Source organism: Ruegeria sp. HKCCD7251 (genome assembly GCF_013031165.1).
Classification (GTDB): Bacteria; Pseudomonadota; Alphaproteobacteria; order Rhodobacterales; family Rhodobacteraceae; genus Ruegeria.
In genome coordinates this window covers 121,967-140,920 of the sequence record NZ_WPZC01000004.1, presented here as the reverse complement: position 1 = coordinate 140,920, position 18,954 = coordinate 121,967, and the positions used below count along the sequence as shown (strand labels likewise).

Genomic DNA, 18,954 nt, shown 5'->3' with positions numbered 1-18,954 from the left:
GCAATCAATGAACAACGAAAAAACTGAACTGGCGTCGGCCGAGCGCCGCAATTTCCTGAAGCTCAGCGCCACGGGGGCGTTCACGGCGGCGCTGGTTGCCGGGGCGGGGGGCGTGCTGTGGTCATCCGAGGCCGCAGCGCAAACCGCCAAGGAGGAAAGCGAGCGCGAAAAGGCGGCGGATCACGTGATGACCATCGCCACAGCCTATGTGCTGGGTGCATCACGCAGTTATCCGATCATGCAGCTGGATCTGAAGGAAAACATTCAGAACGCCACCAACGGTAAGGTCTATGTCAAGCTGGCCCCCGGTGGACAGTTGGGTGCAGGCGGATCTTTGGTGCAAAAGGTTCAGGGCGGCACCATTCAGGCCGCGCAACACTCGCTGTCGAATTTCGCGCCGTTTGCGTCGACCGTTGACCTGATCAACATGCCATATCTGTGCGGCTCGAACCAGAAATTCACCAATCTTGTGAATTCGGACACGTGGAAAAACGAAGTCCATCCCAAGGTCGAAGCTGCCGGGTTCAAGGCGTTGTTCTACGTCGTAATCGACCCCCGCGTTGTTGCCGTGCGGCAGGGCGGTAATGCTATTATCACTCCGGGTGACATGAGCGGCATTAAGTTTCGCGTGCCGGGTTCCAAGATGTTGCAGCAGTATTATCGCATGGTCGGCGCAAACCCGACGCCCGTCGCTTGGGGTGAGACCCCCTCGGCCATCAAGCAGGGCGTCGCGGATGCGCTTGATCCATCTGTGGGCGCGCTGTTCGTCTTTGGTTTCAAGGACATCCTCAGCCACGTGACCTTTACGCAGGCCGTGCCGGACAGTCAGGTCTATTCCTGCAATCTGGAGTGGTTCAATTCGATGCCGGCGGACGTACAGGAAGGCATCATGTGGGCGTCCGAAATGACGAGCCACCAGAACCTTGCCAAAGTGCCCTCGGCCCGCGCCTATGCAATGGCTGAACTGAACAAGGCGGGTGTCGAGTTCCACTCGCTCAGCTCTGACCAACTTGCCGAGTGGGAAAGCGTCGGTGGATATCAGAACGCCGATTGGGATCCGTTCAAGACGGAACTGGCCGGATCGATGGATGCGTTCGAGAAATTGGTCGAGGCCGCAGGGACCCAAGGCAAGTATTTCGTCCACGACGCCTGATCGACCGCCACAACCTCATGCAGTCAGGCCGGTAAACGCCCGGACCAGAAGGCGCGCGTCTGACTGCCTGCACGCCGAGGGAACAGATGACCTTACTTCAAAACATAGACCGCAACGCCGAACGCTGGCTGCTGCTGGTGTTCTACGTGATGCTGGTCATCACCATGGCCATCGAGGTCCTGCGGCGCGAAATTTTCGCATATTCGTCGATCTGGGGCGAAGAGATCGTTCGCTATTCCTTTATCTACCTCGCTTGGATTGGTGCAGCGGCGGCGGTCAAGGAACGTGCCCATATCCGCATCGACGTGATCATGCATTATCTCGGGCCGCGTCCCAAGGCGCTGCTGTATATCTTTGGCGATCTGGTGATGTTCGGCGTGGCCGTCATCGCGCTTTATTGGTCGTACGAGGCTGTGCATGTTTCGGCCAAGTTCGGCTCGGTCACGGATGGGCTGCGCGTGTCAAAGGTCTGGTTCCTGATGGCCGTGCCCACCGGTTTTGCGCTGATGATCTGGCGGCTGATCCAGTCGCTGATGCGCGATCTGAAATGCCTGAGGGACGGCAAGCCCGTCTTCGAAGGCGATAAGCTGTTTGACTGAAGGGACACGCGATGCTTTGGGGTTCCCTTAATCAAACCGTTGAACTGGGATGGGATTTTTACCTGCCGGTGATCCTGTTCGTTGGCCTGATTGCACTGGCCGTACCCGTCTGGGCGGCCATCGGTACGGCGGCCATCGTGATGCTAATTATGTCGGGCGATCTGCCGCTCAGCCTTGTGGGTGAAAGTCTGTTCACCGGCATCGACGCCTTTGCCCTGACTGCCGTGCCGCTGTTCATCCTGACGGGCGACGTGCTGGTCCGAACGGGGCTGTCGCGCAAATTCCTGGATGTGGCCGAGGCGCTGACGTGTTTTGCCAAGGGCGGGTTTGGCTCGGCTACCGTTCTGGTCTGCGGCATGTTCGCCGCCATCTCGGGTTCGGACGCGGCGGGTGCTGCTGCGGTGGGCCGAATGACGATCAACCGACTGGTCGAAAGCGGCTATCCCCGCCCCTATGCCTGTGCGTTGGTCGCAGCAGGGGCCTGTACCGGCATCCTGATCCCGCCATCGATCGCCTATATCATCATCGGTCTGGTGCTGGGGATTTCCGCATCGACCCTGTTTCTGGCGGCGTTGATCCCCGGACTGGCCATTTTGGTCTCGATCCTTGTGACCAATATCATCATGAACCGCATCTACGCCTATGAGGGCGGCGGCATGATGACCATGGGCGAGTGGCTGGCCAATCTGGGCAAGGCGCTGAAATCCGGCTGGTACGCGTTCATCGTGCCGGGGATAATCTTCTACGGCATCTTCTCGGGCCGCCTGACCCCGACCGAGGCGGGCGCGACCGCCGTGGTTGTCACCATCATCATGGGCTTCATCCTGCGCACCCTGACGCTGGCCGACTTTCCGTCAATGTTGGTCAGTTCGGCCAAGGTAAACGGGGTGATCCTGCCGATCATCGCCTTTTCCGCGCCCCTGGCCGAGGCTTTGGCGATCATGGGTGTGCCGCAGGGCTTTGTGACCGCCGTGACCTCGTTGACTGACGATCCATATCTGCTGATCCTGCTGATGATCGGCATCCTGATCGCGGCCGGATGTGTGATGGAAACGACGCCGAATATCGTGATCCTTGCACCGATCCTGAAACCGCTGGCGGATAACATCGGCATGAATGAGATTCAGTTCTGCATCATGATGATCACTGCGCTGGGCGTCGGGTTCATTACGCCCCCGTTAGGGCTGAACCTGTTCGTGGTCTCGGGGATTACCGGCGAGTCGATCCTCAAGATTGCAGCCCGTGCCGTTCCTTTTGTTTTGACAATGCTGATCGTGGTTATTCTGATCGCCTATGTTCCGGCTGTGTCGACCACGCTGCTTCCTGAAATCTACCAATAGGGTTTTCCAACCATGCCGCGCGAGTATTTGAAAAAAGCGACGCTAACCCCGCAGTCTCATGCAACCGAGGTGCATGACACGGTGAAGACAATCCTTGCCGATATCGAAACGGGTGGCGACGCCAAGGCCATGGAATACGCGGCGAAGTTCGACAAGTTCGAGGGCAACGTGCTGATGACTCAGGCCGAGATTGACGCGGCCATCGCGCGGGTGCCCGAAAAGCTGAAGGCCGATATCCGGTTTGCCCATGACAACGTGCGTCGCTTTGCCGAAACGCAAAAAGCAACAGTTTCCGACGTTGAGATGGAGATCGTGCCCGGTTTTGTCGCAGGGCAAAAGGCGATCCCGGTGGATGCGGCGGGTTGTTATGTGCCCGGCGGGCGGTATAGCCACATCGCCAGCGCGATCATGACGGTGACGACGGCCAAAGTGGCGGGTTGTCGCCATATCACCGCGTGTTCTCCTCCAAAACCCGGAGAAGGTGTTGCCCCGGCCATTGTCTATGCCGCACATATCTGCGGGGCCGATAGCATTCTGGCTATGGGTGGGGTGCAGGGCGTGGCTGCGATGACCTATGGCCTGTTCGGACTGCCGCGCGCGAATATCCTTGTGGGCCCCGGCAATCAGTTCGTGGCCGAGGCCAAGCGTATCCTCTATGGCAAGGTCGGCATCGACATGATCGCAGGACCGACCGACAGCCTGATCCTTGCGGATAAATCCGCCGACGCGCATGTGGTGGCAACCGATTTGGTCAGTCAGGCCGAACATGGGTATAACTCACCCGTCTGGCTGGTGACGGATGATCGGGCTTTGGCGCAAAAAGTGATGGAGCTGGTTCCCGCCCTGATCGCAGACCTGCCCGAATTGAACCGCGAAAACGCCTCTGCCGCGTGGCGGGATTATGCCGAAGTGATTGTCTGCTCGGATCGCGAGCAAATGGCCGCCTGTTCCGACGCCTACGCGCCCGAACATCTGACCGTTCAGGCCGAGGATCTGGATTGGTGGCTGGATCGGCTGACCTGCTATGGCTCCTTGTTTTTAGGTGAAGAAACCACGGTGTCCTATGGCGACAAGGCAACGGGGACGAACCATGTTCTGCCGACGTCGGGCGCGGCTAGCTATACTGGGGGGTTGAGCGTCCACAAATACATGAAGATCGTCACGTGGCAGCGCGCAACACGGGAAGGGTCCAAGCCTATCGCCGTCGCAACCGCCCGCATTTCTCGGCTGGAAGGGATGGAAGGCCATGCACGTGCCGCAGACGTGCGTTTGGCCAAGTATTTCCCCGACGAACAATTTGACCTGACCGCAGATGGATGACCCGCGCGCGCTTTTTGACTTGAGAGGCAGAGTTGCCTGCGTGACCGGTGCAAGCTCGGGCCTAGGGCGACAGGTGGCCAAGGTTCTGGCGGCTGCGGGGGCGCAGGTTGTGGGCGTTGCGCGCCGATCCGAGGCGTTGGCCGGGCTGATCGAAGAGATCGGCGAAAATGCCGATGCGGTCGTCGCCGACATCTCAGACAGATCGCGTGTAGACGCACTGACGCGGGAAGTCTCGGCCAAGTTTGGTGCGCCGGATATCCTCGTCCACGCGGCTGGGTTGAACACCCGTGAGACAGCTGATGACGTGACCCCCGAGGGGTGGGATCAGACATTGGCTGTGAATCTCAGCGCACCATTTTTTATAAGCCAGTCGATGGTTCCTGAGATGAAAAAAAAGGGGTGGGGCCGTATCGTGAATTTCGCCTCGCTACAGACGACGCGCGCCTTTCCGGGTGGTGTTGCCTATGGTGCCACGAAGGCGGGGATAGGCCAATTGACCCGTGCAATGGCCGAGGCATGGTCGCCCTTCGGCATCACGGCCAATGCAATAGGGCCGGGGTTCTTCCCAACCGAACTGACGCGCGCCGTTTTTGATGATCCTGAGCGCGCGGAACGTAATGCGGCCCAGACCTGTATTCGCCGCAATGGCGAAATGGCGGACATCAACGGCCCGATCTTGTTTTTGTGCTCGCGCGCGTCGGACTATGTCACCGGGCAGGTGCTGATGGTTGATGGGGGGTTCACCGCAAAATGAAGGCTTTGGTCTATGAAGGTGTCGAACACGTGGCCTATCGGGATGTCCCGGATGCCAAGCCCAATCCGGGCGAGCACCTCATCCGGATCCAAGCGGTCGGGATCTGCGGGTCGGACATGCACGCCTATCTGGGCCATGATGCGCGTCGACCGGCACCGTTGATCCTTGGACATGAGGCGGCTGGCGTTATTGTAGGCGGCCCTCGTGACGGCGCGCGGGTTACCATTAACCCGCTGGTTTCCTGTGGACGTTGTAGTGCTTGTTCTGCTGGGCGCGAAAACCTGTGCCCGGACCGTCAGATCATCTCAATGCCGCCCCGTGAAGGTGCTTTTGCACAGTTTGTTGCCATGCCAGAACGAAATTTGATCGAGGTGCCGCAGCATGTCAGCCTTTCACAGGCTGCTTTGGCGGAACCGCTGGCCGTGGGGTGGCATGCGGCGCGCCTTGGGCTTGAGGCGTTGCATTCATCCATGGAGCGTCGCGCGCTGGTGTTGGGCGGCGGCGCCATCGGGGTTGCCGCTGCGCTGGCCCTGTCCGCAATGGGGGTCGAAAACGTTCAGATTGTTGAGCCAAACACATTGCGACGCGCATATCTGCAAAATGCGATCCCTTTTGAGCCAGTCGCTGAAACCACCGATACGTTTCCGCTGATCATTGATGCGGTCGGGTTTGCCGCGACCCGCGCGACGGCCTCCGCTCTGGCACAGCCGGGCGGGGTGATCGCTCATGCGGGTTTGGGTGAGGATAGCGGCGGGCTGGGTGTGCGCCGTATGACCTTGCAGGAAATCACGTTTTTCGGCACCTATACATATACGGCTGAGGATTTCCGAGAAACCGCACAGGCCATTTTTGATGGCCGTCTGGGTGCGCTTGACTGGGTCGAGGCACGCGCGTTGTCTGACGGCGCGCGCGCATTCCAGGATCTGCGGAGGGGTGCGGTTTCCGCGCCCAAGATCATCCTCGCGCCATGGGAGTAGGAGGCTTTTATGTACAAGAAAATTCTCGTGCCGATGGCGCTGGATCATGGGTTGTCACAGCACACATTGCAGGTTGCACGTGCCTTGTCCGCCGAAGATACCGAGATCATAGCCCTGCATGTCTATGAAATGCCGCAAGGGTCGGTCAGCGCATATCTGGACAAGGACGTGGTCGCCGAAGGGTTTCGCTCTGCGCGCAACCTTCTGCGCGAAAAAGTGTCGGATATTGAAGGGATCAAGTGCGATATCATCAAGGGCCACACCGCACGGACCATTATCGACTATGCCAGTGACAACGACGTTGAATGCATCGTCATAGGGTCGCACAAGCCTGGCCTCAGCGACTATTTTCTGGGGTCGACCGCCTCGCGCGTCGTCCGTCATGCGGCCTGTGCCGTGCATGTGCACCGCAGGCCGTAACTCGTCAATCGCGCTTTTGCGCCCCAATCAGGACTGACAAACAGGACATGAACATAGACAAAAAGATCACGGATGATCTGATGGCCAACGATATTTCGTTCGTCACCACTGTCCCGTGCAAGCAACTGGCGGGCGTCATCGCCGAGATTGATGAGCGTGATGGTATCTACCACATCCCCTCCAACAAAGAGGATGAGGGCATGGGCCTGTGTGCAGGTGCATGGATGGGTGGAAAGCGCCCGGCCATCATCATGCAGAACACGGCAATTGGTGTAACGATCAACACGCTTGCGACGTTGATTCAGTACTACCGGATGCCGCTGCCCATGCTGATCTCGTATCGCGGAGAACTGCGTGAACCCATCGCTTGTCAGGTTGAAATGGCGGTGCACACCAAGGCCCTGCTTGCCCAGTTGAACATCCCCACCTACCACTTTCACCATCAAGCGGATGTCGAGGAATTGGACGCAATCCTGAAATACACGTTCATGTGCAACAAACCGGTCGCCATTCTGACCGATGCCAACTTTTGGGGAGGCTACGGCGACCAATGATCCGTTCAGAAATCCTTAAAGAAATCGCTCCGATCTTGCGGGATCAACTGGTGGTCTGCAACATTGGTATCCCCAGTCAGGAGCTTCACGCAATCGACGATCAGCCGACCAATTTCTATATGTTGGGCACGATGGGTCTGGCCTCTTCCATCGGTTTGGGTTTGGCGCTTGCCCAACCTAAGCCGGTTATCGTCATCGACGGCGATGGGTCTGTTTTGACCAATCTTGGCACTTTGCCCACTATCGCCAATAACGTGGCTGACAATTACATCCTGCTGATTGTCGACAACGGGTCATATGGGTCGACGGGCGATCAACCCACCTATGCCGGGCAGAAAACGTCACTTGCCAAAATGGCCGAGGCGGCGGGCTGCGATCGGGTGATCGAATGTCAGGCCGAGGATACAGGCCGCGTGCTGCAGGAGGCGCTGGACGCCAAGAAAATGACGATCATCGTCAGTAAGTGCGAAAGCGGTAACGCGAAAATGCCACCGATTACGATGGACCCCGTCGTGATCCGAGACCGGTTCATGAAAGCCGTGCAATCCTGATGCCGTCAAATTAGTCGAGTCGTCGCTTGCGTTCCGCAGGCGACGGTTTTTTTGGCTAGTTTCGTCAGTTGCAACGCAACTGCGACGCCAAGAGCCGTTGGCAAGTTGGACTGGTTGTGTAAACCAAGTCCCAAAAAAGGCGCGACGTTCGGCCCTGCCTCAAGTTTGAAGTCTAATTTGATTCAAGCGGGGAACAGCGGCTGACGAATTCGTGCAGGCAAAACGTGACGCGACAGGAAGAGGCAACGTGAAGATGAGCGGACTTGCACCTGCCTAAGGGTAGGTATCCGTCATGCACCGGGTTGATGAGAGGTAAGACATGGTAACGGCGCCAACGATTTCGGGTGTTGATCCCCGTGACGTGATGAACACGTTTGCGCAATACGGGTTCCGTAAGACATCCATGGAAGACATCGCGAAGGCGGTCAGGCTGTCCCGTCAGTCGATCTACAAGAAATTCGGCTCGAAAGAGTCCTGCTATACGTGGGCGCTGAGAACTTATACCGAAACCCTGTACCGGAATGTATTTGAGCTTTTGGAGAAAGGTGACGGCGCTCCGCTTCAAGTTTTGGAAGAAGTCCTGCTTCATGTCGTGAGCGACTCGTTGGAAATATCCAAAACGGACCATGGTGCAAAGCTGCTGGAAGATGCGTTGGAGATTGCGGCGGCGCAGCCGGAAAACTGGCCAGGGGCCTATGTTGCAAAACTGGGTGAATTTCTGTTGCGGCAAGGTCTGGCGTCCACTTCGGAACGCGCGCAAGACCTTTCTTATCTGGTCATAACCGCCGCGCGCGGCGCGTTGGTCATTTCCCAGTCGAAGGAAGACTTTGTATTGGAGATCCGCCGCTTGCTGCTGGTGATATTTGTCGAGGAATAACCCGGCTGGCCGTTGATTTATTAAACTTTTCCGGTGCTACCAAAGCCTGATCTTTTTTCCGACGCCTCCGACTGGCCATTTCCAAGCCGTAGGAAAATTTGAAACGCCGCACTAAGGTGACCACGCAGTCTTGGTCCTTCGGTGGCAAAGTCTCATTTCCGCCCAGATTTCGTCAGATCAACCACAAATTCCGGCTTCAGAAAGGTCTAGTCAGTTGGCTCAGGGGCTTTGCCGTGAAACGGATTGTCGAACATCTAAACCGGGAAAAGCGCAGACTTTATTCCATTGCCTTCCTCGCGTTCTCGGCGGGTTGTGTTCTGTACTCGCATGTCGATGCTACACGGTTGGGATTGCCGCTGCCGGTTCTGGCGGGGTTTATCTACATGGGGTTGATCGTCTGCGCGTCTGCGATCACGTCTTATTTCCTGCCTAAGCTGACCCGCGTAACGGACGCGGTGGCCGTGACCCGCCTTGGGTTCGCATTGTGGATCGCCAGCACCCAAAACTATGAACTAGCGGCCTCTCCCATGATAGGCGCGACAATCGTTGTCGGCGGGGCAGCGATCCTGCTGCAGGTTCGTTCGTGGGTTCAGGTGGCGCATCAGAATGTGCTTGAAACGATGTCACCTAATTTCGCTTTTGACGCCTCGCCGCAGCGTATCAAAGTACCTGTGACCTGATACGCCCAGCAGCGGGAATTGCGGTCCCAGACGCATTTCCCGTTTGTGTGCAAAGCAACCGGCTAGAACCGATAGGTTGCCCCAAATAGCGGGCCGGATTGATCAAACTTGAAGTCGCCGCCGTTTATTTCGTGATCGAACGAGATATAGCGGTACCCCCCTCTCAGCAACCACCGGTCGTTGATTGCATAGTCTGCGGTCAGCAGAACTTGCCAGGTTTCGCTGTCGCTTGCGAAACCGCCATAGTCAAAAAAACCGGTTCCGGACCACCGTTCATTGAACCTCATGCGCGCTCGGACGCCGATGACAGGGTCGGTCCAGCTTTCGTCGACATTTACCATTCGTCCGGGCGCCGCTCCCGGTAAAACGGTAAAATCTGTTTGGGTTCGGAACCACCGGAACCCTCCGGCCAAATCGACGGTCGAGGTGTCTGTGGTCAACACCCTGTACCCCAGATAGCCGCTCAGGAACTGCGTGGTCAGTGATGTTTCGACGCCGGAACTGGCCGGACCGGGCGTGTCGTTGCTGAACGAAAGGTCGGTATAGTTATAGTCGGCCAAAATCGACCAACGTCCGTTGGTTGCGGCAAATGTACCCATGAACGCCAGATCGAGGTTTTCCAGCGCGTCTGAAAAGGCCAGAGTTCCCTCTACTGTTCCATTGGGCGTTTCCTGGGACACTTCTGTTTCGGGCGTAAACAGATAAATCGTGGCCTGATAAGACCAATCAGACTGTTGCGCGTAAACTGACGTGGGCAGCGTCGCGGCGAATGCCAGTTTCAGTGCGGTATCTCTAAGTCTTTTTGTAATAGCCATTGATCCCTCCCAAGATCGTTAAGCGTGAAATTGTATGTCAGGCGACCGCTTCGCTTTTGGTCTCCCCTTGTGAAACGCGATTGATGTCGGTTTCCGGAAAGAACTCGGACCAGACATGCCAGAACACGCCCGCGCGCAGCGTTTCGACACGTTTCAACCGGCCCTGATCCGACATCCCCCAAAAGTCACAGCGCGTCACAGGCTGGCCGCTGTCATTGTACCATACGCCAAGGCTTTCGTATTTGGGGTCCAGGCTGACGACTACATCGCGCCCGCCGACATTGGCGTTGACGATCCAATTGTTGTCGACCACGAAGTCATCCGTCCAACAAGCGGCGTCATTGCCAATAGTGATCCCCCAAACATAGGTTTTGTTGGGCAAGCGATTGTCGGTCCGATCCATGTTGTCCATGACAGGGGCGTCCTCTTGATGCTGACGCCCGATGCCCCAGCCGAACGTGATCTCAGTGATCATGTCCAGCAGACGCAAAGCCAGATTTGGCGAGGGTGGGTTCAGAAAGACTTCGCCCTCGGGAAAGGCTTTCTGAAAGCCGCGAAACGTCATCCGGTAGGTCGGCCAAGGCGTCATTTGCGCTTCGGGCCGCAGGGGGCAGGCAAGGCCATCGGCCTCTGGGTCCCGGTCGGCTTCGCGGAACCCATAGATGTGTTGGATTGGCTCACCGGTTTCATTGTCGCGCAGGATCAGGTTGTTGCCGTGCTGTGCCAGAACTTCCAGATCAAGACGCTTGCCCTCGATCCGGGGGGCATAGCCCTGTCCAAGATTTGCCATCGCGCAATAGGTCATCACGATGTCCTCTCCGCCCAACCCGTTCACATCGCCGGCCAGATGAGGCCTCATGATCTGTGCATCGGGATGCGCGCGGGCGTGTCCCTTGTTTTCAATTACGATAACGGGCGCTGACGGGCCGACGTATTTCCGGGCTTCTGAAATCGGGAAAAAGGCGGCATCGTTCAGTTGGTTTCTAAGTCCCAAGTGGACCCAGACATAGGGAAATCCATAAAGGAAGATCACAAGCAAAGCTGAAATGATCCATAGCCAGAATAGCCCGCTGCCAAAAATGAAATGCACCAGCGTAGCGACCACGAAGCTTCCCAGCCCAACGGCGATCAGTGTGTATTCATGCCGGATAAAGCGCACCATGTTTTCGCGCTTTACCTTCAGCAGCATCTGCGAAACGTCACCAAGATCGCGAAAGTACAGAAATCCGATGCCAAGCGAGATGACCAAGCCAAAAGCGAAAATTAGATTTGCAGCCATTTGTGTTCCTTGATGTCTATAATGCTTGGGCCTTTGGCAGGGTTGCGGCAAAGGGGGTTCTGATTACTGCATGGACGAGCCTTGTTTTGCGAGAAATGCCTCGACCGCCCGCTGGGTTTCCGGTCGGATGTTTTCGATCCCTTCATAGGGAACACCAATCGCGGGTTGAGTGTCCGGGAATTTCTCTTTGCGGGCCATGTGCCGGCCCAGTATCCGAACGAACTCGGCCCCGCCCCACGCGCCCACTTCGGTTGAAACGGGGTATTCTTCTCGTGTGTCCCGGTAGAGGTTGAAGAAGTCCGCCAGGATCGCATTTTCCAGCGAGCCGGGGAAAACCAGCTTGAGCTGATCCTTGATAATCGCCTCAGGCGAGTGGATCGAATAGGCGATCACACTGTCGCGGCGCGCTTTCTGTTCGTCCTGAAACAGGATCGCCGCGCTTTGATCGACGCCGTCCACAAGCCGGTCACGCGGGATATGTTGTGTGGCACCGCCAAATCGTGCAAGCGTCGTATAAAGGTCCGAGACATGCACAATGCTGTTGAGCATTCCATCGGCTTCAATCATGCCGGGCCAGCGCATGAAGGCGTCGACGCGAATTCCGCCCTCGCTGGTGTCCCCTTTGCCGCCACGAAATACCATCGCAGAAAAGCCGGATTGCGGGGAATATTTGGTGAAATGTCCGTTGTCCCCCATCACGACGACAATGGTGTTTTCCAACAGCCCCAGCGCGTCGATTTCGTCAAACAAATCCCCCAGCCACTGGTCCAGCAACTGCATCTTGTCGACGAACAACCCGGCATTGGCGCTTTCGGGGCCAGTTCGCCCTGTTCTTGTGCTGTCTATCGGGATCATGGGCCAGTATTGCAGGAAAAATGGCGCTTCGCCTTCTGACAACCGCCGCAATTCGCTGAGCGTTTTGTCCTGAAATGCCTGGTTCATCTCATCGTATTTTTCAGCGCCCCAGCGCTCGCCTGGCTCCATTCGGATTTCGCGGATCGGGCCTCCGGCTTCACCTTCGATCACGGTAACCATCGCCGCGGGATCGGGGCGGAACCAGTTATCCAGCGTATAGATGGGATCGTAGTCGCCTATTCCGACCGAGACCTGTTCCCGAATGCCATCATCATTGAAGATATCCAATTGTCCCTGTTGGTGCACCGCGTGCTGGGCGTAATCAAACCCCTGATTCATGGCCCAGCTTTCCGCAATGTCGCCCATGTGCCATTTGCCGACATGCGAGGTTGCGTATCCTTCGCCCTTCAGCACCTCTGCCAACGTGACTTCGTCGCTGGGTAAACCGAAACCCGAAATATCGACCGAGGTGTTTCCCATCCCCATGCGAACCGGTAGCCGCCCGGTCATCTGTGCCACGCGGGTTGGCGTGCACGAGGGTTCTGTGTACATGCGAACCATCCGCATCGCCTGATCCGAAAAGTCGTTTATGTTGGGGGTTGAATATCCTCTGACAGCATTCAGTTCAGGAATGCCCATGTCGCCAAAGCCGACATCGTCAATCAGAACATTGATGATATTCGGAGGCTTGCCCCCGTTTTCCGCCCGAAAAGTGGCAAGCGCCGCGTCCACGGCAGCATCATCCTGAGCCCATTGCTGGGCGTATTGAGCCTGTAGGACGTAGAACTCTGCATCGTGCTGGATCGGCGCATCTTGTGCGAAGGTCTGCGAACAAATAAGGCTCGCCGACAACGCGACCAAGCAATGCAGTTTCATAGAAATCCTCCCAATTGTGCGTGCTAAAGTCCTGTTTTGTCGCTAAAGCGCTGATCACATAGAAACATTACTATGTAATTCTGACAAGCCTTGCGCCCTGCGAGGCACCAAGATTGCCGTTTCTATGGCCTTGGAACGTAATGAATCGACGACCTGATTAAGCCCACAGAAGATTCTCAAACTTTTGGCTCAAATTGGTCGCTTGGCGGGAATTTTCACCCGTTAAAGTCTCTAATCAGTAAACAGTGTGCCGATGTGCTTTGTCACTGTTCTGAGTATTGATCGAAAAACCTCTCAAGTCGCAAAAAATGCGTCGATAATTTTCCAAGCGAGGCTGTGAATGATAATTGTATGACACGTTGAGTAACGAGTTAAATGTTGAATGACCAAATTTGTGGGAGCCGTTTCCGCCAGTTAGGGAGATGGCTCCCTAAATTTTTGAATAAGCAGATTTTTGGATGAAAATTCCGGTAAAGGCTGATGCTGCGTTCCCATCTTCACAGGCTTTGCACTGATAATACCCTTTCAAGGGTGATCTCGACCCATTATGTGCGGCGCCATTTTATACGCCAATACGGGACATGGTTTGGTCTTGTGTGCCCTTGTTCACAGAACATGTTCCGGGTCTGAGTTAACCTTAGGTAAGCTTAGGAGGCAGTCATGTCCCACCCGACCAAAAACGAACCCTTTGTTGACCCCTCGACTTCAAACGGAATCGTGTATCCCATCCTTCGAATTCTGCGTCTGTGTTCCAAGATGCAGCGTCAGGTGAACCAATATCACTGAACCAATAAGACGCTGAGTGTGCGGAAGGTCCGGCACACTTGTGCGGCTTACCGCTGGTATCGGCTGGTGCCCAAGCGAGCCACCAGTAGAAACACAAAACAAGCGCCGAAAAAATGAACAGCGCAGGTTTGTCGGCGCTACGGCCAAGGTCTACAAAAATCTTGGCCGCCAGAGCCATGAGAACCGGGGAATGAGGAAGGAGATACTGCGTGCTGCTTCCAAAGCCGCCGTCCCAAGTCCGGAACCAGACGTTAAGGGACTAAAGCAAGGCTACGACCCAGATAAGGGTCCACACTTGTCTGTTCTTCTTTCGCTAGTTCACGAAGGGTACGATCGCTGTCACCGTTCTGGGTATTTCAACAATGGGCGATCCTGCGGATTAATATCCCCGGATTTGGTGGCAAAGTCCCCGGCAATAGCTGAATTATCACAGCGTTAATATTGGGTTAAATTAGAGGGGAATAGGTTGTCCAAAGTAGTTAGTAACGAGTTGAACATGGTTAAATATATCTCAAAGGAGCTGTTCCCAGTAGCGCGGAAGTCCAAGACAGCGGACTCGGGCCTGCGCGGGAATGGCTCCTCAAAGTTCATTAGGGATGCGATGGAGTTGATAGCTCCTATTTCCGTATGCGCGTTGCTGTTGGCCTATTTCCTGCACAACGCATCCGCCGAAAGCTACGCCGCGCTTCTGATGTAAGCGAGGCAGGCTCACCCCAACATAGGGTGAGAGGCTCCGAATGGACCGAGCCGTTCAAAAGACATCTTAACATCATGCGCGCGCCCTTGTTTTTGCCGGTCTGCGCAGTTTTCAGCCCTATAACACTATTCACTACCGTTTAGAGATGGGCGACCTTCTGGGTTCGCGACCTATTTATCGTCAATCGGCATCAGGACGTTGCGCTTGGCGCGGGGGTGGTGTTGTGTCGTGTGGAATGCTGAAAAGGACGCGCGCCATGACCAAAGAGTTTCGCCAGCATGTTTTTGTTCCGCCTGCAGGTGCAGCGGATATTTTGCTGGTCCGACACGGTGAATCCGAGCCGGCGATACCGGGCAAACCCTTCCCGCTGAAAGACGGGCATGGCGATCCGGCCTTGCATCCGAATGGCGAAAGTCAGGCCGAGGCCGTTGCAGCGCGGCTGAAGTCGGTTCCTTTTTCTGCCGTCTACGTCACTACATTGCGACGCACCCGCCAAACAGCGGCACCGCTGCTGGAGCATCTGGCCTTGGAGCCGATCGAAGAACGCGATCTGCGCGAAGTTTTTCTGGGCGACTGGGATGGCGGAGAGTACCGCATTCGCGCGGCCGAGCGGCATCCGGCTTTTCAACGCGCTGAGGCCAGCCATGAATGGGGTGAGATTCCGGGGGCGGAAACCACAGCTCAGTTCACCGGGCGTGTTCGCGCCGGGTTGTTGCGGATCGCAGCGGCGCATCCCGATCAGCGCGTGGCCGCGTTTGTCCATGGCGGGGTGATCGCCGCCGCCATGTCGATTGCCACAGGCGTGCCTGCCATGACTTTTCTGGGCGCGGCCAATGGCTCTTTCACCCGGTTGGTGATCCATGGCGATAAGATGGTGGTGCGCGGGTACAATGACACGGCGCATCTGGAATAGCGCCCGCAGGAAAGGCTGCGCCGTGCTTTAGCTCATTGTCAGAACAACTTTCCCCATCGCTTTTCTATCATCCATCAGCTTGAGGGCCTCGGCAGCCTGTTCCAGGGGAAAGCTGGCTGAGATCTGGGGTTTGATCTTGCCCTCCGTGTACAGTGTGAACAGGTCCTTCATATTCGCGGCATGTGCCGCAGGATCGCGCATCACTGACGCACCCCAGAACACACCAACAATCTGGCAGCTTTTCAGCAGCGCAAGATTGGCCGGTATCTTTGGAATGCCCGCAGGGAAGCCAACAACCAGAAACCGCCCGTCCCAGGCCATGGCGCGGATGACCGGCTCGGCATATCCGCCGCCGACTGCGTCATAGGCCACGTTAACCCCATTCGGCCCGGCCAGCGCCTTGACCTGCGCCGACAGTTCTTTTTGTGCGTCGCGGCTGTCCATTTCACGTGCATAGATGAGCGTTTCATCTGCGCCAATCCGGCGGCAGAAATCGGCCTTTTCCTCGGACGAGACGGCCGCAATCACGCGCGCACCCATGGCCTTGCCCAGCTCGATCGCCGCAGCCCCTACGCCACCGGCAGCGCCAAGGATCAACAGGGTATCCCCATTAGCCAGATAGCCGCGGTCCTTCAGCGCGTGATAGGACGTGCCGTAGGTGAAAACAAAGCAGGCTGCATCTTCATAGGGCATGACATCGGGGATTTTCACCGCGCGCCACGCGTCAATCGCGACATGGGTGGCAAATCCGCCATATGAGGTCAGCGCGAGTATCCGATCGCCCACCGCCAGATCGCTTACGCCTTCACCCAAGGCAACAACTTCGCCCGCGATTTCGCCGCCGGGGGCAAACGGGCGGGGTGGCTTAATCTGATAAAGATCCCGAATCATCAAAGTGTCAGGGAAATTCAGCCCTGCCGCGTGGACACGTATCACAACCTGTCCCTTGCCTGGCGTCGGGTCTGGCAGTTCAGTCAGTTCCAGTGTTTCGGGGCCGCCCGTGGCGGTGCTTAGCATGGCTTTCATGGGGTCCTCCTCGCGACGCCTGAGCGCTCTTGGCAAGCATCATCGGGCGTAGAGAGGGGTTGTCAACACGAAATTGAAATGCAATTCTGCACAGCGGAACGGCGTCGCAGAGCTTGGGTTCTGTGAGGCGTGGGAGGACGCGATGCACAATATTACCGAGCCGAATCTTTTCCGGGCCGCTTTGCGTGCGTGGCTAGAGGAAAACTGCCCGGCCGAGATGCGCGATCGTAGTTCAAGCGAAGCAACAATCTGTTGGGGCGGCAAGCGCTGGGAGTTTGAATCGCAGGCGCAGAAAGACTGGCTAGAGCGGTGTGCGGCACAGGGGCTGACAGTTCCCACATGGCCGCGCGCCTATGGCGGGGCCGGTCTGGATCGGGCGCGGGAAAAGGTGTTCCACGAAGAAATGCGCCGTATCAGGGCGCGTTCCCCGCTTGAAAGCTTTGGTATCTGGATGCTGGGGCCTGCGCTGCTGCAATTTGGAACCGAAGAGCAGAAATTGCACTATCTGCCGTCAATCGCGCGCGGCGAAATACGCTGGTGTCAGGGTTATTCAGAACCCGGCGCGGGGTCTGATCTGGCGTCCTTGCAGACCAAGTGCGAGGACAAGGGGGATCACTGGCTGGTCAATGGCCAGAAAGTCTGGACGTCATATGCCGACAAGGCGGATTGGATTTTCGTGTTGGTGCGCACCGACCGCGACGCGCCCAAGCACAAGGGGATTTCCTTCATTTTGGTCGATATGGAAACGCCCGGCATTTCGACCAGCCCCATTCGCCTGATCTCGGGTGAGTCGCCTTTTTGCGAGACCTTCTTTGATGATGTCAAAGTGCCCAAGGAACAGGTGGTGCATGAGGTCAACAAAGGGTGGGACGTGGCGAAATACCTGCTGACCCATGAACGCGAGATGATCTCGGGCGGGGCCGGTGGGTTGATGGGGTCGGGCCGGTCTCTTGGTGCGGTGCTGACCGACGAAAGTGACGGCGCCCTCAGCGCCAGTCTGCGCGCCGAGGCTATGCAGACCGAGATTGATGCGTTGGCCATTGGGCTGACGCTGGAACGCTACAAGGATCAGGCCGAAGCAGGTCACGGCGCAGGTGATGCCTCGGCGATGTTGAAATACATGGGCACCGAGCTGAACAAGCGCGTGTTTGAAGTGTTGATGGACTCGGGGGGGTCGGACGCACTGGAGTGGGATGGGTCTATGGGCACGCGCCCGTCCGATTGGCTGCGCACCAAGGCGAATTCCATCGAAGGTGGCACGTCCGAGGTGATGCTGGGCATTGTAGCCAAGCGAGTCTTGGGATTGCCGTCGTGACTTTGGGCGCAAGCGGTTGCTGATCATGGGCAGAAAGGGTCACGCATGACCAAATTGGTGAAAACCGAAGAAGAGTTGATGCTGGCTGATGCTGCGCGCGGTTTTTTGGATCAGGCCGCCCCGGTTGGTAAGCTGCGCGCCATGCGGGATGCGGGCGAAGCGCATGATCCCGCGCTTTGGGCTGAGATGGCGCAGATGGGTTGGGCCGGTATTCTGGTTCCCGAGGCGCAAGGCGGGTCGGATATGGGCCATGCCGCCGCCGGGGTTCTGGCCGGTGAAATGGGCAAAACACTTGCTGTGACGCCATTTATCTCGACAGCGGTAATGGCGGCAACTGCGTTGCGGCGGGTGGCGGATGATAGGGCTTATGCCGCGCTGCAGTCGATCGCGGCAGGTGAACGAACCTATGCGCTGGCCATCGACGAAGGCCGTAAACACGCACCGGATAAGACGACATTGGCCGCCACCAAGGACGGCAACGGTTTCCGTCTGAGCGGCGACAAGAGCTTTGTGGTGGACGGCGGCTTTGCCGACCGATTGCTTGTTCTGGCCCAAGCGGACGAAGGTTTGACCCTGTTTGATATCCCCGCCGACCGTGACGGCGTGGAACGGTCAGTTTCGGATATGATCGACGCGCGCTCATCAGCGCGGATCAGGTTTGTGGATGTCGAGGCCACGGGAGAGGATGTTCTGGGCACGGTTGGCGATGCCATGGAAATCTTGCGGCCGACGCTGGAGGCTGGTCAGGCCGCCTTGGCGGCCGAGGCCGCAGGTTTGGCCGCCGGGGCCTTTGGCATGACGGTTGAATATCTGAAAGAGCGTAAGCAATTCGGCGTTCCAATCGGCGCGTTTCAGGCCCTGCAACACCGCGCGGCGCATCTTTGGTGCGAGACCGAAGTGACCAGTTCCGCCATTCTGCACGCCGGGCGGATGCTGGATGAAAATCCCAAGGACGCCACCCTTGCCGTGTCGCTGGCCAAGGCCCGAGCGACCAAGACCGCAAAGCTGGCGGTGATGGAGGGGGTCCAGATGCATGGCGGCATCGGCATGACCGATGCGTTTGACATGGGGTTCTACATGAAACGGGCGCGGGTCTCGGCGGAATGGCTTGGGGATTATAGTTATCACGCCGAAATCGTGGCCGGATTGCGGGGGTTCTAATCGCAC

20 protein-coding genes are annotated in these 18,954 nt (G+C 57.2%); 16 read left to right on the top strand and 4 right to left on the bottom strand.

The annotated features are described in order from the left end of the window. Positions 1–7: 7 nt before the first annotated feature. The 11 genes from GOX75_RS12195 to GOX75_RS12145 all read left to right on the top strand — a co-directional run bounded on the left by GOX75_RS12195 (position 8) and on the right by GOX75_RS12145 (position 9,225). The gene (locus GOX75_RS12195; protein WP_171123454.1) at positions 8–1,153 is read left to right on the top strand and encodes a TRAP transporter substrate-binding protein; all 1,146 of its coding nucleotides are present in this window, start codon (positions 8–10) and stop codon (positions 1,151–1,153) included. Positions 1,154–1,239: 86 nt separating this feature from the next. Then, positions 1,240–1,752 (top strand): TRAP transporter small permease, encoded by a 513-nt coding sequence (locus tag GOX75_RS12190; RefSeq protein ID WP_171123452.1) that lies wholly within the window; start codon positions 1,240–1,242, stop codon positions 1,750–1,752. A gap of 11 nt (positions 1,753–1,763) precedes the next feature. Next, a complete protein-coding gene (locus GOX75_RS12185; protein WP_171123450.1) occupies positions 1,764–3,092 on the top strand; it encodes a TRAP transporter large permease in 1,329 nt (442 codons plus the stop codon). Between the two features lie 12 nt (positions 3,093–3,104). Next, complete coding sequence (gene hisD / locus GOX75_RS12180) at positions 3,105–4,412, top strand: histidinol dehydrogenase (RefSeq protein WP_171123448.1); 1,308 nt, start codon at positions 3,105–3,107, stop codon at positions 4,410–4,412. Then, positions 4,405–5,166 carry an SDR family NAD(P)-dependent oxidoreductase gene (locus GOX75_RS12175; protein WP_171123446.1) on the top strand — a complete coding sequence of 254 codons (762 nt, stop codon included), beginning with the start codon at positions 4,405–4,407 and terminating at the stop codon, positions 5,164–5,166. Before hisD ends, GOX75_RS12175 begins: the two co-directional genes overlap by 8 nt. Beyond that, positions 5,163–6,143, top strand: coding sequence for an alcohol dehydrogenase catalytic domain-containing protein (locus tag GOX75_RS12170; RefSeq protein WP_171123444.1), 981 nt, complete (start codon positions 5,163–5,165; stop codon positions 6,141–6,143). Before GOX75_RS12175 ends, GOX75_RS12170 begins: the two co-directional genes overlap by 4 nt. A 9-nt stretch (positions 6,144–6,152) precedes the next feature. After that, positions 6,153–6,563 carry a universal stress protein gene (locus GOX75_RS12165; RefSeq protein WP_171123442.1) on the top strand — a complete coding sequence of 137 codons (411 nt, stop codon included), beginning with the start codon at positions 6,153–6,155 and terminating at the stop codon, positions 6,561–6,563. A gap of 47 nt (positions 6,564–6,610) precedes the next feature. Beyond that, on the top strand, positions 6,611–7,117 hold the full coding sequence (comD, locus tag GOX75_RS12160; protein ID WP_170698774.1) for a sulfopyruvate decarboxylase subunit alpha: 507 nt from the start codon (positions 6,611–6,613) through the stop codon (positions 7,115–7,117). Beyond that, on the top strand, positions 7,114–7,668 hold the full coding sequence (gene comE, locus GOX75_RS12155; RefSeq protein ID WP_171123440.1) for a sulfopyruvate decarboxylase subunit beta: 555 nt from the start codon (positions 7,114–7,116) through the stop codon (positions 7,666–7,668). The genes comD and comE overlap by 4 nt, the downstream gene beginning before the upstream one ends. Positions 7,669–7,987: 319 nt before the next feature. Next, complete coding sequence (locus tag GOX75_RS12150) at positions 7,988–8,545, top strand: TetR/AcrR family transcriptional regulator (protein ID WP_171123438.1); 558 nt, start codon at positions 7,988–7,990, stop codon at positions 8,543–8,545. Positions 8,546–8,778: 233 nt separating this feature from the next. Beyond that, entirely contained in the window at positions 8,779–9,225 is a 447-nt protein-coding gene (locus tag GOX75_RS12145; RefSeq protein WP_171123436.1) for a hypothetical protein, read from the top strand. Positions 9,226–9,287: 62 nt separating this feature from the next. Here the strand turns inward: GOX75_RS12145 and GOX75_RS12140 are convergent, their stop codons facing one another. From GOX75_RS12140 to GOX75_RS12130, 3 genes are all read right to left on the bottom strand, one after another. Continuing rightward, positions 9,288–10,040, bottom strand: coding sequence for an outer membrane protein (locus GOX75_RS12140; RefSeq protein WP_254428783.1), 753 nt, complete (start codon positions 10,038–10,040; stop codon positions 9,288–9,290). Positions 10,041–10,077: 37 nt separating this feature from the next. Continuing rightward, a complete protein-coding gene (locus GOX75_RS12135) occupies positions 10,078–11,319 on the bottom strand; it encodes a DUF3179 domain-containing (seleno)protein (protein WP_171123434.1) in 1,242 nt (413 codons plus the stop codon). Between the two features lie 63 nt (positions 11,320–11,382). Beyond that, a complete protein-coding gene (locus GOX75_RS12130) occupies positions 11,383–13,050 on the bottom strand; it encodes a sulfatase-like hydrolase/transferase (RefSeq protein WP_171123431.1) in 1,668 nt (555 codons plus the stop codon). 660 nt (positions 13,051–13,710) lie between these two features. Here GOX75_RS12130 and GOX75_RS20510 point away from each other — a divergent pair. From GOX75_RS20510 to GOX75_RS12120, 3 genes are all read left to right on the top strand, one after another. Continuing rightward, the gene (locus GOX75_RS20510; RefSeq protein WP_256368074.1) at positions 13,711–13,836 is read left to right on the top strand and encodes a hypothetical protein; all 126 of its coding nucleotides are present in this window, start codon (positions 13,711–13,713) and stop codon (positions 13,834–13,836) included. Between the two features lie 496 nt (positions 13,837–14,332). After that, positions 14,333–14,533, top strand: a complete 201-nt coding sequence (locus GOX75_RS12125; RefSeq protein ID WP_171123429.1) for a hypothetical protein — start codon at positions 14,333–14,335, stop codon at positions 14,531–14,533. 256 nt (positions 14,534–14,789) lie between these two features. Continuing rightward, complete coding sequence (locus tag GOX75_RS12120) at positions 14,790–15,446, top strand: histidine phosphatase family protein (protein WP_171123427.1); 657 nt, start codon at positions 14,790–14,792, stop codon at positions 15,444–15,446. Positions 15,447–15,473: 27 nt separating this feature from the next. Here the strand turns inward: GOX75_RS12120 and GOX75_RS12115 are convergent, their stop codons facing one another. Continuing rightward, positions 15,474–16,472, bottom strand: a complete 999-nt coding sequence (locus GOX75_RS12115) for an NADPH:quinone oxidoreductase family protein (RefSeq protein ID WP_171123425.1) — start codon at positions 16,470–16,472, stop codon at positions 15,474–15,476. Positions 16,473–16,614: 142 nt separating this feature from the next. On the opposite strand from GOX75_RS12115, the gene GOX75_RS12110 reads away from it, so the two are divergent. Together GOX75_RS12110 and GOX75_RS12105 are read left to right on the top strand one after the other, a co-directional pair. After that, positions 16,615–17,787, top strand: coding sequence for an acyl-CoA dehydrogenase family protein (locus tag GOX75_RS12110; RefSeq protein WP_171123423.1), 1,173 nt, complete (start codon positions 16,615–16,617; stop codon positions 17,785–17,787). Positions 17,788–17,832: 45 nt separating this feature from the next. Continuing rightward, positions 17,833–18,948, top strand: coding sequence for an acyl-CoA dehydrogenase family protein (locus tag GOX75_RS12105; protein ID WP_171123420.1), 1,116 nt, complete (start codon positions 17,833–17,835; stop codon positions 18,946–18,948). Positions 18,949–18,954: the final 6 nt, after the last annotated feature.

Coding starts and splice junctions, on each gene's coding strand:
- GOX75_RS12140 (WP_254428783.1), bottom strand. CDS start 10,040: ATGGCTATTACAAAAAGACTTAGAGATACCGCACTGAAACTGGCATTC.
- GOX75_RS12165 (WP_171123442.1), top strand. CDS start 6,153: ATGTACAAGAAAATTCTCGTGCCGATGGCGCTGGATCATGGGTTGTCA.
- GOX75_RS12135 (WP_171123434.1), bottom strand. CDS start 11,319: ATGGCTGCAAATCTAATTTTCGCTTTTGGCTTGGTCATCTCGCTTGGC.
- GOX75_RS12190 (WP_171123452.1), top strand. CDS start 1,240: ATGACCTTACTTCAAAACATAGACCGCAACGCCGAACGCTGGCTGCTG.
- GOX75_RS12170 (WP_171123444.1), top strand. CDS start 5,163: ATGAAGGCTTTGGTCTATGAAGGTGTCGAACACGTGGCCTATCGGGAT.
- hisD (WP_171123448.1), top strand. CDS start 3,105: ATGCCGCGCGAGTATTTGAAAAAAGCGACGCTAACCCCGCAGTCTCAT.
- GOX75_RS12150 (WP_171123438.1), top strand. CDS start 7,988: ATGGTAACGGCGCCAACGATTTCGGGTGTTGATCCCCGTGACGTGATG.
- comD (WP_170698774.1), top strand. CDS start 6,611: ATGAACATAGACAAAAAGATCACGGATGATCTGATGGCCAACGATATT.
- GOX75_RS12175 (WP_171123446.1), top strand. CDS start 4,405: ATGGATGACCCGCGCGCGCTTTTTGACTTGAGAGGCAGAGTTGCCTGC.
- GOX75_RS12120 (WP_171123427.1), top strand. CDS start 14,790: ATGACCAAAGAGTTTCGCCAGCATGTTTTTGTTCCGCCTGCAGGTGCA.
- GOX75_RS12130 (WP_171123431.1), bottom strand. CDS start 13,050: ATGAAACTGCATTGCTTGGTCGCGTTGTCGGCGAGCCTTATTTGTTCG.
- comE (WP_171123440.1), top strand. CDS start 7,114: ATGATCCGTTCAGAAATCCTTAAAGAAATCGCTCCGATCTTGCGGGAT.
- GOX75_RS12110 (WP_171123423.1), top strand. CDS start 16,615: ATGCACAATATTACCGAGCCGAATCTTTTCCGGGCCGCTTTGCGTGCG.
- GOX75_RS12115 (WP_171123425.1), bottom strand. CDS start 16,472: ATGAAAGCCATGCTAAGCACCGCCACGGGCGGCCCCGAAACACTGGAA.
- GOX75_RS12195 (WP_171123454.1), top strand. CDS start 8: ATGAACAACGAAAAAACTGAACTGGCGTCGGCCGAGCGCCGCAATTTC.
- GOX75_RS12125 (WP_171123429.1), top strand. CDS start 14,333: ATGGTTAAATATATCTCAAAGGAGCTGTTCCCAGTAGCGCGGAAGTCC.
- GOX75_RS12185 (WP_171123450.1), top strand. CDS start 1,764: ATGCTTTGGGGTTCCCTTAATCAAACCGTTGAACTGGGATGGGATTTT.
- GOX75_RS20510 (WP_256368074.1), top strand. CDS start 13,711: ATGTCCCACCCGACCAAAAACGAACCCTTTGTTGACCCCTCGACTTCA.
- GOX75_RS12105 (WP_171123420.1), top strand. CDS start 17,833: ATGACCAAATTGGTGAAAACCGAAGAAGAGTTGATGCTGGCTGATGCT.